This is a genomic window from Pseudobacillus wudalianchiensis (genome assembly GCF_001685015.1).
Taxonomy (GTDB): domain Bacteria; phylum Bacillota; class Bacilli; order Bacillales; family Domibacillaceae; genus Pseudobacillus; species Pseudobacillus wudalianchiensis.
Window position 1 is genome coordinate 243,253 of record NZ_MAYT01000027.1, and the last position, 13,692, is coordinate 256,944.

A 13,692-nucleotide genomic window follows, 5' to 3' on the forward strand; every position below is an offset into this window, starting at 1 on the left:
CTTTCTTTTTTTCGCCAAAATAGTGTCTTTTTTACATCTGTTTTCTTATCATTCGAATGATTTGTTATACTATTAAAATAGTTTAGACTATTTTAATAGAAGGGAAGAAAAATATGAAAGTACATACACAATTTAATGGGAAAACTTGTCTTGTAACAGGAGCAGGAAGCGACTCAGGCATTGGATTTGCTGCGGCCAAAATTATTGGCAAGCTTGGCGGCAAAGTAGCGATCACTTCCACGACGGAAAGAATTTACAAGCGAGAGAAGGAGCTAAGAGAGCTTGGAATTGATGCAAAAGGCTATATAGCCGACCTTATGAATTTTGATCAGGCAGAACAGCTTGTCCAGCAAGTGTTCAAGGACTATGGAAAAGTTGATATCCTTATTAATAATGCGGGCATGGGGCAAGTGGGCTCACCTGAAAAATTTATTCCTTTTGTAGAACTTGATACTGAAGAATGGAATACTTCTATTTCACGCAATTTATCTACTTGCTTTCATGTCACACGAGCGGCCCTTCCACAAATGATCGAAAATCGATACGGCCGAATTGTCAACGTTTCCTCTGTCACCGGGCCACTTGTCAGCAATCCCGGAGAATCTGGCTATAGCGCGGCAAAGGCGGCTATGGTTGGTATGAGCCGAGGCATTGCAATCGAGGTAGCCAAACATAACATTACAGTGAACAACGTAGCTCCTGGCTGGATTACAACTGGCTCACAAACAGAGCATGAAAGAATAGCCGGTGAAAACACCCCAATGGGCAGAAACGGCCAGCCTGAGGAAGTCGGGCATTTAATTACATTTTTAGCATCTGAACAGGCCTCTTATATTACAGGTCAGCTCTTCGTTGTAGATGGCGGGAATACAATTCAAGATTATAAAGGTCCCCGGGAACATTATTATTAAGCAATCATTTTATGTATTTTTAAACTTCTTCTCCTCTATAAGGATACAATTATTGTTGGACAAGCTCTTTTCTTCTTGACGAATAAATAAAGTAAAAATAGGAAATAATGCGGGCAGCTAAAGAATCTAAATCAAGATTGAGGAGAGAACATGCCATACATCGTATCCTATTTAACATTTGGGATAACCGTCACATTATTTATTCTGCTTTTATTCTTACTCATTAGTTGGCGCTGGGTGATAAAGAAAATGGTTCAGCATGCTGGAAACATTATTTTATCTGACAGTTACCAGGAAAATATTATGGAGCTCATGCCTGGTCTGCGGCATATGGGCATTCAAAATACATTGGAAAATAGCTTGCGGGCAGAAACAGGCAAGGTGCTTCATCGCCCGCTCGGCTCTTCAAAAAAATGGCCGCACCTTGATGCTATTACCTTTGTCCCTGCACAAACGGCCCCTTTTGCTGTCAGCAGTGAAGAAGAAGTAGACGTAGAGGTAATCATTGGCCCAAAAGCAAAAAAGCCAATGAAAATTAACATTCCGCTCATGATCAGCGGGATGGGCTATGGCGTCTCGCTAAGCGAACGAGCAAGGCTTTCGCTGGCTGGTGCGGCTAAAAATACTGGAACAGCGATTAATTCCGGTGAAGGTGGCGTGCTGTCCGAGGAGTTACAGGCAGCTGGAAAATATATTTTACAGTTTTCCAAAACGGAGTGGGCGAAAGAAGAAGAAACCATCAAGCGTGCCGACATGATTGAAATTAAGCTTGGTCAAGGCGCATTATTCGGAATGGGAGCACACATTTCTCCTCAAGACTTAACAGGCAATGCCCGTAAAGTCATGGGGCTTCAACAAGGTGAGATGGCCATCATCCATGAACATTTTTTCGAAGACCAAACATTACACGACTTGAAAGAGCTGGTAGAACAGCTTCGAAAATTGACTGGAGGCGTTCCCATCGGGGCAAAAATAGGCGCAGGAGGTAAAGTTGAGGAAGATATTGATCACTTAATCGAAATGGGCGTGGACTATATTGCGATTGATGGGGGACAAGCGGCAACTTATAGCGCCCCTCCTATTTTATCTGACGACTTTGGCATTCCAACCTTACATGCAGTCGTTCGAGCTGTGAATCATTTAGAGCAAAGAAAGATGAAACAAAAAATTAGTTTGATTATCTCCGGCGGTATGTTGACACCGGGTCACTTTTTAAAAGCACTTGCCCTTGGTGCGGATGCCATTTATTTAGGATCATCCATCTTATTTGCCGTATCACATGGTCAATCCACCGCTCCCCTTCCATTTGAGCCTCCAACCCAAGTTGTTTGGTATAACGGCAAGCTGAAAGATCAATTTAAAGTCGAAGAAGGAATTAAGACGGCAGAAAAGTTTTTAACTGCCAGCACAGAAGAAATGAAAACAGCCTTGCGGGCCATGGGGAAACGTTCATTAAAAGAGCTGTCAAAAGAAGATTTAGTATCCTATGATGAATCTATCGCTCGAATGGTTGGCATTCCTTTTACATTCGATCCTTGGACAGATAAGCATGAAAAAAACTAGTTATTGCGCTGACACCTTATTATTTTCATTCATTGACAGCTCTGTTTTCCCCTTTTCTTCTCCGGATCATAGCGATCATTAATAATAATAGTGGAAAAAGAACTTGAATCAAAATTGAATAAAAAGGAAACGACTGATCTTCATCCCGGGCAAATACCATCATATTTGGTATTCCCCAGAAAGAGAACTCGGCAATTAGAATTCCTACCGGCCATACAATCGGACGGTAATCGGAAAGATTCAGCCACTGGGCAGTACCTAAAACGACTGCAAAATAGAAAACAGTGAGCTTGACAAACGCTCCCAAAATCCAAACCGCCATAATCACAGCGTCCAAGTTCTCAAAAAAGTTCGCCCAGCTAATATACCGTCCGGCGTTCATCAAAGGATAAGTCTTAGATGCTGTCGACACGCCCAAGACGAAAAGAACGGTCAAGTTCACAAGCGTTAACGTAATCATTACAGCTACCACATTGATTATCCCTTGCTTCATGGCTTTTTTTCTATCAGATAAAAAAGGTAGGAAAAAGGCAATCAAAAAAAATTCAGCAAACCATCCGCTTAGCACAACAGCCCCTTTAGCAGGAGGAACAATCCCTTCCTCCAATACTGGAAATACATTTTCAAATTTGAAATCTGGGCTTAGTAAAATAATCAAAATAATTAGCGGAACGAAAAAAGCAGGAAAAAACAATTGGGCTGCTCTTGCCATAGTTTCTAAACCGCCGTACACTGCGAAGGCGCAGACAAGGAGCATCAAGGCAATAATGACCATAATAGGAGTTTTAAATAGAAAGGAACTGACAATAAATTCACTGTAAGACCTGGCAATCTCTCCCGTCATTTCAAGATAGAAAATCAGAACAAAAAACCCGATAATCTTTCCTGGTATCCGGCCGATAATGTTTTCGCTGTATTCTATAATGGTCTGCTCCGGATAAAGTTTATGTAATTGAACCGCTATAAATACTGCCACACCCCCCATGAAAGATGCCAAAATAGGTGACATCCAGAGATCGTGAGCAGCGAACTTCGCTGTAACGCTTGGAACCGTAAGAATAGCGGTAGCCAGAATGGTGGGATACATCATCATGGACAGCTGCAAGGATGAAATTTTAACTTCTTTCATCTACTTTCCCCTTTTCTTAAATAAATCAAGAATAAAATCTAATTTTTCATAAATTGTCCAAGCGGCCCGAAAATAATTGCTTTCAATTGAATAGGCCCGCTTATGTGCTGAATGTCAAACAATGATATTCCCCAGCCCGTTAATAGCAACAAACTAAATACCCATTTATCTTTTCTAGGTGCTTGCTTCATTTTTGGCCACTGAAACAAAAAGATGCCTGCCACGATTAATGCCACCATAAAGAAAGTTGTCCATTTCATTCGTTGTCTACCCCTTCCCTTGCTTTTTCTGGTTGGTTTATATATCCTTGCCTGCGAACCTCGGCGTTCACCTGGACTTGTACTTTCACGTTTGGAAAGACCTCTTCCCAGCGCTTTTCTACTCGTTTCCATTGTTTCGGATATTTCCGATGGAACTCTTCTGCAAAATCAGCAATGTCTGCTTTTAGTTTATGCTGTGCTGTTCCGATAACTCCCTCGATCCGTTGTTTAACGCTCTTTTGGAAAGCTTGTTGTACGATCTTTAAGGAATTCGGATCGTTAACGTCTAAATTCGTTCCATTTTGTATAACCATCCCCGTTACTTTAACATCCAGCTTCATTTTCCACTCTTTATTTTTAATTTGGGGATCAACCTTAACTTGTACAGTCCCAAGAGTGAAGGACAACTCCCCCTTTTCCCCGGGAGGCCTCACAGTAACGGTATATTCTTTTACTTCATTTTTTAGCCATAGCAATCCTCTCGTTTCTTTCCGTGAAAGATCACCGACCATTCGATCTTTTTTAAATACAGCTGCTCCGATAAATGATGTATAGTCGTAAGAGCTCTCTTTATCTCCTTTCTTTGAAGCTACTTTCATATATGGAAGTGCTGCACCTTGAGAAGCACCCGTCAATAGCTCATCAAAATCTTGTAAAGTAACGGCTAATCCACTGCCCAGTGTAGCTATTTCCCGAACGGCTTCTCCTGAATAAGGTTCCAAATTTGTTTTCATCGCTAGAATGTTTTTCGCCTTTCCTTTGCTAACGAACACATAGCCTCTCTCTCTTGGCTCTGGATGACGAAGCAGGAAATCTAGAGACTCATATACTCCCTCTCTCGCCAATTCTTCACCAAATAAAAAGACTTTACATTGGCCCCAAAAAATTTTACGGGGAAAGTCTGCTTGCAGCTTCGATAAAGCGTCTGCAATGTTGACTCCTGCCTGAGAGATAACAAATGTTACATTCTCACCCCCGCTTCCACCTTCTCCACCTTGCCCTCCTCCCATCGCTTTAGGGATAAATATTTGCAAGGAGAGCTCAACTTGGTTGACATCCTTTTTGTCAATCGCGGCAGCCGTAATAATGGCCAAATCATTAATCTCGACTCTGTCCCAACAGCCACTCAACAGAAAAAGCGAGCCGCTAAAAGATAAGAAGAGAAGGGCACATTTTATGAAGCTATTTCTCTTTTTTTCCACCAACATGAGTGTTCACCTTCTTCCCTGACGTTTCCCTTTATCTCCCTCTGGATTCGGTACCTGGTGTGGGGACTGCCGATACGCGTTAGACTCCCCAGTAAAATGCGGCCGTGTATTCATCATCCACCAAGGGGCTCTCCACAGCATATCTTTCAGCTCTTTTTTCTTTAACGGAGCTAGGGGCGCTAAATAAGGCTCTCCAAGGGAGCGCAGCGTGCACAGGTGAATGACAATTGCGATAACTCCCATTACAACGCCCAACAATCCTAACGTTCCTCCAAGAAAGATGAGCGGAAAGCGAAGGATACGAATAGACATACCCGTAATGTAGCGGGGAAGCATGAAAGAAGCGATACCCGTAATAGCCACCACGATAACCATTGGCGCCGAAACAAGTCCTGCCTGAACAGCTGCCTGTCCAATAACGAGGGCTCCGACAATGCTAATAGCTGACCCAATCTGTCTCGGCAGTCGAACACCAGCCTCGCGCAACGCCTCGAACGCCACTTCCATGATTAATACTTCCACTAAAGCAGGAAAAGGAACCGTTTCCCTGGCGGCTGCAATGCTCAGCAGCAGCGTAGTTGGCACCATCTCTTGATGAAACGTCGCAACCGCTACATAAACAGATGGAAGCAACAGGGCAACGCCGAGAAAAAGATAGCGTAGCCACCGAACAAACGTGCTAATAACAAAACGCTGATAATAATCCTCTTGTACTTGCATCAAAGAAAAGAAAGAAATCGGGGCAATTAGAACAAATGGCGTGCCCTCTACTAAAATGACGACACGACCTTCAAGTAAATTGGCACATGCTACATCCGGCCGTTCAGTTGACAAAATTTGCGGAAAGGGTGAATAGGGATTGTCTTCAACCAATTCTTCAATATAATCACTTTCCAAAACGGCATCTATTTCAATCCGTTGCAGTCGATTGTTAACTTCTTTAATAAGTGTCGGATCAGCCAGTCCTTCTATATAAGCAACCGCCACATTCGTTTTCGTGTACTCCCCAATCTTCATAGGTTGAATTTTTAGGGCAGGACTTTTGATAATGCGGCGCAATAAAGATGTATTAACACCTAAAGATTCAATAAACCCTTCCCGCGGTCCTCTAATGGATGACTCAGCCTGCGGCTCTTCAATGCTTCGCTTCTCCCATTTAGCCAATCCTAACGATAAAGCCGTCTCTTCTCCTTCACATAGGAGAATGGGATTTCCACTTGAAATCGACTCAATACAATCAGCTAACAAATGGACTTTTTCTACTTTGGAAACTGATAATTTGTTTTCTAAAAATTCATTAAAAGACTGTGGAGTATCGGCTGTTTCCTTCATAAGGGGAGAAAGAACATAATCTTCAAGGCCCTTTACATCCGAAAGACCTTCGATGTGGATGATCATCGCTCTCGTTTTTCCGAAAAGTAAAAAGGAACGAAAAAGAACGTCTGAACAGTTTGTATAAATCGACCGAAAAGTTTCGACGTTTTGATCGAAATTCGCATGCAGCTTCTCCTGAGGTTTAGCCTCTCGCTGATCTAGGCGCTTCTTCTCCTTTTTCCGTCTCAACAACTTGCTTACATTACGGATCACCCTAGTCCCTCCCCATCTTTGACATCCGCTCTTATTCCTCTTTTTATGGTTCTTCATTTGGGTTATTTTATACAGAAATCTTTAAATTGGCACCGTTAGGTTTTTCTCTCTTTTGAATATAAAAAAGAAGAGCATAGCCCTTTCGGCTACGCTCCTTCATCTGTTTATTTCTGATCATATTCTCCAATCACTTTAACGGCTTCCTCCGTCAATGATGGATCGATTGCTTTATTCAAGTCCACATCCCCACGGATCGCCCCATTTGCTTTATACATCTCATATTGCTTTCTAATGTCTTCAATGTACATTTCTCCATTTGGATTCAGACCGGTTACGAAGACTTTCTCCCACAGCGAGGCATCTTTCAACGCAGTATGTTTTGTCATAATGCTAATGATTTCTTCTTTATTCTTCCCTTTCATAAAAGCATCATTGTAATCCCGGACTCCTTTTAAATAAGCCGCCATAAACCGTAAAGAAACGTCTTCTTCTTCATTGATAAATTTAGGTGAGGCAAGAACCATGGCAATTTGTGCCTCCGGTGCATAGTCGGTTGTATCGCCAAACCGAACATGCATCCCTTTCTCTATCCCCTGTGTAATGAAAGGTTCAATTTGCAAAGCGGCGTCCACTGAACCGTTATCAACAGCAGCGAGCATACTGCCGAAATCAGGCATCAAAACGAATTCAACGTCCTCTTTTGTCAGACCCCCATGCTTGATCATTTGCTGAAATATATAATCATCAACCCCATTTTTCGTGGAAACGGCAATGCGCTTCCCCTTAAAATCAGCGTATTCCTTTATTTTATTTTGCTTATCTTTGCCAATCACAAAAGAAAAATAAGATTTCCCTTTTACATTATGACCCTTATCCGCGATGATCTTCACATCAATCCCTTGAGCAATTGCATTAAAAAAGGAGGCTGTCGATACACCGCCGGCAATGTCTACCTCACCCGCAGCGAGAGCCGGCAGCATATCATCACTGTTCGCAAATTGAGCAAACTTCACTTCAATATTATAATCTGCAAAGTAGCCTTTCTCTTTAGCAATATAGAAACCAGCTCCTGAGGCAGCTCCGTCTTCTGCAATGACTACAGTCGCTTTCTTTTTAAGAGGTGCTAAATCGCCTGAAGGATTTCTCTTATCTATGTTCGTACTAAAATTCTCATCTGTTTTAGATTGTGCACAGCCGCTTAACATAAATAAAATGGCCATCATGATCATAAACGAAACCTGAAGCAGTCGCTTTCCCATTGCTCTTCCCCCTCTATTTTCTAGACGCCTGTACTTCATCCTGCAAGTGCTTGCGAATCTCTATAAAATGAGCAGCTGCATCCGGGTCTGCCCGTACCTGTTCCATCGTTCGCGGCCTTGGCAGACTCACCTTTATTTCTTTGACAATTTTTCCCGGTTGCGCACTCATGAGCAATACGCGATCAGCTAGTAAAAGAGCTTCATCAATGCTATGAGTAATAAAGAGAACGGTTTTTTTCGTTTCTGACCAGATTGCCAGCAGCTCCTCCTGCAAAATGAATTTGTTTTGTTCATCTAGTGCGGCAAACGGTTCATCCATCAGCAAAATCTCGGGGTCGTTTGCAAAAGCACGCGCAATGCTAACGCGCTGCTTCATCCCTCCAGAAAGCTCTTTTGGATAAAGTGAGGCATACGCAGTAAGACCCGTTTTCTTTAAATAGTAAGCCGTTCTCTCTTTTATTACGCTTTTGGGCAGCTTTCTCATCTTTAAACCAAACGCCACATTTTCTTCTACTGTCAGCCATGGTATGACTCCACGCTCTTGAAACACCATTGATTGAAGCGGGCGATCTTCCTGGCCCGTCATAATCTGATATGAACCAGTGCTTTCCTTTTCCAAGTCTGCCAGTATACGAAGCAGTGTCGTCTTGCCGCAGCCGCTCGGACCAACAAGGCACACGAATTCTCCTTCTTCGATAGTAGCCGAGATGCGATCCAGCGCCTTCACACGGCTTTCTTTTTTGTAAAAAACTTTTGTTAAATGTTTAATGATAATTTTAGGCTGCCTGCTCATTTTATCACCTCCAAGGGAGCAGCTTTTTTTGCAATATCCGCAGAGCTACTGAAAAAAGATAGCCAAAAAACGAAATAAGAATCAGCCCTACAAACATTTCTTTTAATAGAAAAGCTTTATATGATGTCCAGATTAAATAACCAATGCCAGATGTAGCGCCCATCATTTCTGCTGCCACGATCGTCAAGAGGGCAATGGCCTGCCCCATCTGTATGCCTTCAAGCATAACCGGAAGAGAGCCTGGCAAGGCAATTTTAAGAAAGTACTCTCTGGAGCCCGCTCCGTAATTTTTAGCTACATCCAGATAAATCCCATCAATATTCAGCACGCCAGCAGCCGTATTAATCACAACTGGAAAGAATACACTTCCCGCAATGGTAACAACTTTAGACACATCGCCAATGCCAAATAAAATAATAATAAGCGGAAGCAAAGCGAGTGTTGGAATCGGCATTAACGCCATAATAAGCGGGGAAACAAAATGGCGGATTGGCGAGTAAAGCCCCATTAGCAATCCAATAATGATACCGGGAATAACCCCAAGCAAAAAGCCAGCAAAAATCCGGTAAAGAGAAATCCAAATGTGCTGGAATAATTCACCACTCACACTCATTACGACCAAGGTCTTGATAATTTCAGTCGGCGGCGGAAAAAAGCGGGGATCAATTAAAGCAGTACGCGATAACAGCTCCCATAACAAGAGAACAAAGATGGGCGAAGAAATCGTTAGCGCTCTTTTATACCTCTCCCTGCGCTGCCGCCTTTTCCATTCTTGCTGTTCCACTTTAAAGGGATCAAACTGAACGGCTGTTTTTTTCATTTCTCATATTCACCACCTCTACAAAGATACAGTATGTAAATAGCCCAGAAAGTGTGAAAGGTCACGGAGAACAAATTCCTCTGTCCTTTTTACTTGTACGTAGAGAGAGCTTTGATCATTTTCACAAAAAAAGAGTCCGGTCAATACCGGACTCTGAGATTGCACATAAAGTCTATTTTATATCTTATCAGGCTGATTGCGCCTATTCACTTTTTCACTCGAACTCTCCAGCCGCCGTCACCCGTTTTATGAGTTCAAGGAAATGTTCTTCAAATCGCTGATCATCTTCTTTTTGGCGTTTTTTAGGCCCCTTCATTCTCCCGCCAGCCTGCCGTGCTTTTTTTGCAACATGACGAAATCCAAGAAGCTGGTCAATATTATCCGTTGTGTACAAACGGCCATTTTGGTCAATGGCATATCCATTTTTAGCGAGAACCATCGCCGCTAGCCCATAATCTTGAGTCACGACAATGTCTCCTTTTTTCACACGATTGACTAGCACAAAATCTACCGCATCTGCTCCTTTGGAAACTGTAATCGTCTCTGCACCGTCTCTCTGCATAATATGAGCAGTATCACAAATTAGCAGAACTTCTAGTCCGAACATTTTAGCGATTTTGATTGTCCGATCCACTACCGGACAACCATCTGCATCAATCAAGATAACAGTCATCCATAAACGACTCCTTTTTACCAAACTCTTTCATAGCGTACAACGAATTAACAAGAAATAAGCGGCAGCGTAATCTCAACAGTCGTTCCTTCTTTTATCTTGCTGTGAATGGTCAACCTTCCTTTATGCTGCTCAATAATACGTTTAATGACCATGTAACCTAGTCCGGTTCCTGTCTCCTTCGTCGTATAAAAAGGGGTTCCCAGCTTTTGAATTTGTTCTGGCTTCATCCCTTCGCCTTTGTCAATAATTTGAATGCTTGCCTCTTTATCTTCTACTCTTTTTACACGAACAGCTAGTTGTCCCCCAAACGGCATCGCTTCTATACTATTTTTAAAGAGATTGATAAATACTTGCTTCAATTGATTTTCATTGCAATGAATAAGCAGGTCGCCATCTTCAAAGTCAGGAACGATTTGAGTATTGTTCATACTGGCCTGCACTTGGAACAAAACAACCGTTTCCTCTAGTATATGTTTTAAATTTTTTGGATGAAAATGGACAACATTCGGTTTTGATAAAATTAAGAATTCACTTACGATGAAATTAATGCGGTCAATTTCATCTAAAATTAGATGAAAATGTGAGTTATCTTCAAAGTCCTCTTTAATAAGCTGAATAAAACCGCGAACAGTCGTCAAAGGGTTACGAATTTCATGAGCGACACTAGCAGCCATCTGGCCGATTGCCGCCAGCTTTTCTGCATTTAGCAGTAATTCTTCTGTTCGCTTGCGCCGCGTAATATCCTTTATTTGAGCAAAGGATCCAATTAGTTTTTGTTTCTCATCTAGAATGGGCAGCGCATCAAATAAAACCGTCACCCTTCCACCACTCTTTTGCCTAAAATCTATTTCTAGATCGGTATACCGTTCTCCTTCCTCGAGCACCTTTCTTAAATAGAGACCAAAGCTTTCTAATTGATCAAGAGGTTGGAAGAGAACATCTTCTTTTTTTAAACCTGTTATGTGTTCAGCTGAGTGATTGAAGCCAATCAACTTTCCTGATTTGCTTGAAATCATGATCCCATCTCTTGTTGTATCCATAATGAGTTGGTTAATAATATATAACTTCTCATTCTGATGTAACAACTGCAGCTCTCTTTCAATAGAATCTTTCATCATTAACAGCAACGTTAATAAAAGTGGACTGCCACATTCAACAGCTGTCATAAAGGTAATCGTACCGATTATTTCTCCCTCACTCTGATCTATTATGGGTACGCCGTAACAAGTGCACGCATGCAGGCAGTGATGAAAATGATCCGGTCCGATGATCTCAATTGGCTGTTTATGCTTTAATGTTAAGCTGACAGAGTTGATTCCGCAGTGTTCCTCCGTAAATCGAACCCCTTCTTTGATGCCAAGTTGATTAACGGTATCTTTGATCGTTTGATCCCCATTCATTTGGATCACGTAACCTTCCTTATCGGTCGTTGCCGTCAGGACAGGTACACCTTGCATAGATGAAATAAACTTTTCAAAAAAATGCTGAACAACTTTTAAAAACTTGGTATGCTGTGAGAGTTTTTGCTGCAGTTCCTCTTCACCTAAACTGTCTTCGAATGCAGGTATCACAAGAGGATCTAGCCCCCGCTCTTTACATTGAGTTTTTAGGGTTTCAAAACACACATTCATTTTTCCCATTATTCTCTATCCCCTAAATATGTAATTATTCTTTGGAAGTGTTCTACATTAAATAATTAATACCTTCTTTTCCCATTATATTAATAATATATAGAATATAACAAAAGGGAGCTAACAAATACTTAGTCTTCGATTTTTATAGGTGTCAGCTCTTAGTCACACGAATAACGCTGATCACAAAGCCTTCTCATTCATTGTGAAGAGAACACTCATCTTAACATTGCCTGCACAAGGAAAAAACATCATCCAAACAGACAGATGATGTTTTTCTCGTTCACTTCATTATAGTGAGCTATCTTTTAAAATAAGGACCGATTTCAGAATGATCGTTTAACGAGAGCAATTGTGAAACTGTTACAAACTGATATCCTTGCTTTTCTAATGCTGTTAATAGAGCAGGCAGTGCTTCTGCTGTTGTTGGATGAATATCGTGCATTAATACAATCGATCCTGGCTTAATAGTGCGCAGAATAACATCCGTTACGGCCTTAGCATTCCGATTTTTCCAGTCAAGTGAGTCAACGGACCATAAGATAATAGGCGTTCCGTTTCGCTTTGCCTCATTTTTAACTTTATCATTGTATGCTCCGTACGGAGGTCGCAGCAAGGTCGGCTTTGCCCCAGTCGCTTCTTCAATTTTACGGCTTGCTTCTCCTAGCTCCTGTTGAATTTGCACATCTTTTAAAGTTGATAAATCGCGATGGTTCTGTGTATGACTTCCGATTTCGTGGCCTTTGCTTAATACTTGCTGGGCCACGGCAGGATAATACTCCACTTGGCTGCCTAACATAAAGAATGTCGCTACGGCATGATGAGCTTCCAATGCACTTAAAACACGAGGTGTAGATTTGGCATTCGGCCCATCATCAAAAGTAAGTGCAATATACTTGCCATTAGGATCCAATTTCACTTGTTTTGGATTTTGTTCAACAGCACTCTTCTTCGGCTGCTGGGAGATGTTCAACTCTTTTACGATTCCCTCTTTTAAGAAGGGACTTATTTTCTCTAACGGAATCACTGCTTTTAATGAACCGGCTGAACCCGTTGCCGCTTCATACTTATCAAAATATAAGATAAAGGATTGTTTATTAATAGACCATTTCCATGTATGATGGTCTTTCAGTGCTTCATCCAATAAATCGTCTATTATATAAAAAGCTACGTCTTCTTGCCCATTTAATTGTTTTACGACCATGGAGCGGATCTCATCTAAGTTTTCTTTTCCGTCTTCTAAAATATCCGTTACCTTTAAAATCTTTTTCTGGGTAATATCTACCACAAAGGTTTTAATAGCTTCTTGTCTTTTTGACCCGCCCGTATATTGATGGGCAGAAAACACAAGGCTATATAGATGATCATTCACTTTGTTTGTGTCTACTTCAATCGTCAAATTTGCACGCTTTTGCTTTCCAAACAGCTTTTTATTCGCTTGTACTTCAGTAAAAAACTGCTCTTTCTGCTGCTTAACCCACTGTTGAATAGGCTGATCTATTTTTTTGTCTCCGGCAACAGGCAGGCTGATTGCCAATGTGTAATTTCTTGCTTCACTTGTGCGTGTCTCTAGTTGCAGTCCTGGATACTTGCTTAACTTTTTTGTTTCCACTTTTTCATTCTTCGCATATGTCCCATTTCCCGTAAACTGATTAAACCCTATCAAAACAAAAAGAAAAAATAAGGTAAGAACGACCCAAGCAGGCCAGCGTAATCGTCTCATTATTTTAAATCCCTTCAATAATAAATAGATCATATGTCTCTCTGTAAACTGTCATAATGGCACAAGATTCTTCTAATATCTAGAAAAATATCCATCTTGTAACCTCTCGATTTTATGCTATTTTCCATTAAA

At 41.5% G+C, this 13,692-nt stretch carries 12 protein-coding genes; 2 read left to right on the plus strand and 10 right to left on the minus strand.

Annotated features, from left to right (window positions below; translation table 11 throughout):
* The first annotated feature begins 113 nt into the window (after window positions 1-113).
* Together A8F95_RS14330 and A8F95_RS14335 are read left to right on the plus strand one after the other, a co-directional pair.
* The gene (locus A8F95_RS14330) at window positions 114-911 is read left to right on the plus strand and encodes an SDR family NAD(P)-dependent oxidoreductase (RefSeq protein WP_065411118.1); all 798 of its coding nucleotides are present in this window, start codon (window positions 114-116) and stop codon (window positions 909-911) included.
* 150 nt (window positions 912-1,061) lie between these two features.
* A complete protein-coding gene (locus A8F95_RS14335; RefSeq protein WP_065411119.1) occupies window positions 1,062-2,474 on the plus strand; it encodes an FMN-binding glutamate synthase family protein in 1,413 nt (470 codons plus the stop codon).
* Window positions 2,475-2,499: 25 nt separating this feature from the next.
* On the opposite strand, the gene A8F95_RS14340 is transcribed toward A8F95_RS14335, so the two are convergent.
* The 10 genes from A8F95_RS14340 to A8F95_RS14385 form a co-directional block, all read right to left on the minus strand.
* On the minus strand, window positions 2,500-3,603 hold the full coding sequence (locus tag A8F95_RS14340; protein WP_065411120.1) for a GerAB/ArcD/ProY family transporter: 1,104 nt from the start codon (window positions 3,601-3,603) through the stop codon (window positions 2,500-2,502).
* A gap of 38 nt (window positions 3,604-3,641) precedes the next feature.
* Window positions 3,642-3,863: a hypothetical protein gene (locus A8F95_RS14345; RefSeq protein ID WP_065411121.1), complete on the minus strand. Its 222-nt coding sequence runs from the start codon at window positions 3,861-3,863 to the stop codon at window positions 3,642-3,644.
* Window positions 3,860-5,065, minus strand: coding sequence for a Ger(x)C family spore germination protein (locus A8F95_RS14350; protein WP_176713709.1), 1,206 nt, complete (start codon window positions 5,063-5,065; stop codon window positions 3,860-3,862). Before A8F95_RS14350 ends, A8F95_RS14345 begins: the two co-directional genes overlap by 4 nt.
* Before the next feature lie 12 nt (window positions 5,066-5,077).
* The gene (locus A8F95_RS14355) at window positions 5,078-6,658 is read right to left on the minus strand and encodes a spore germination protein (protein ID WP_065411123.1); all 1,581 of its coding nucleotides are present in this window, start codon (window positions 6,656-6,658) and stop codon (window positions 5,078-5,080) included.
* Between the two features lie 164 nt (window positions 6,659-6,822).
* Entirely contained in the window at window positions 6,823-7,863 is a 1,041-nt protein-coding gene (locus A8F95_RS14360; RefSeq protein WP_425415007.1) for an ABC transporter substrate-binding protein, read from the minus strand.
* 67 nt (window positions 7,864-7,930) lie between these two features.
* The gene (locus A8F95_RS14365) at window positions 7,931-8,710 is read right to left on the minus strand and encodes an ABC transporter ATP-binding protein (protein WP_065411125.1); all 780 of its coding nucleotides are present in this window, start codon (window positions 8,708-8,710) and stop codon (window positions 7,931-7,933) included.
* Between the two features lie 4 nt (window positions 8,711-8,714).
* Entirely contained in the window at window positions 8,715-9,530 is an 816-nt protein-coding gene (locus A8F95_RS14370) for an ABC transporter permease (protein WP_065411126.1), read from the minus strand.
* A 214-nt stretch (window positions 9,531-9,744) separates the two neighbouring features.
* The gene (locus tag A8F95_RS14375) at window positions 9,745-10,203 is read right to left on the minus strand and encodes a YaiI/YqxD family protein (protein ID WP_065411127.1); all 459 of its coding nucleotides are present in this window, start codon (window positions 10,201-10,203) and stop codon (window positions 9,745-9,747) included.
* A 47-nt stretch (window positions 10,204-10,250) separates the two neighbouring features.
* Window positions 10,251-11,846: an ATP-binding protein gene (locus A8F95_RS14380; RefSeq protein ID WP_065411128.1), complete on the minus strand. Its 1,596-nt coding sequence runs from the start codon at window positions 11,844-11,846 to the stop codon at window positions 10,251-10,253.
* A gap of 292 nt (window positions 11,847-12,138) precedes the next feature.
* Window positions 12,139-13,560 (minus strand): polysaccharide deacetylase family protein, encoded by a 1,422-nt coding sequence (locus A8F95_RS14385; protein WP_176713710.1) that lies wholly within the window; start codon window positions 13,558-13,560, stop codon window positions 12,139-12,141.
* Between the last annotated feature and the right edge of the window lie 132 nt (window positions 13,561-13,692).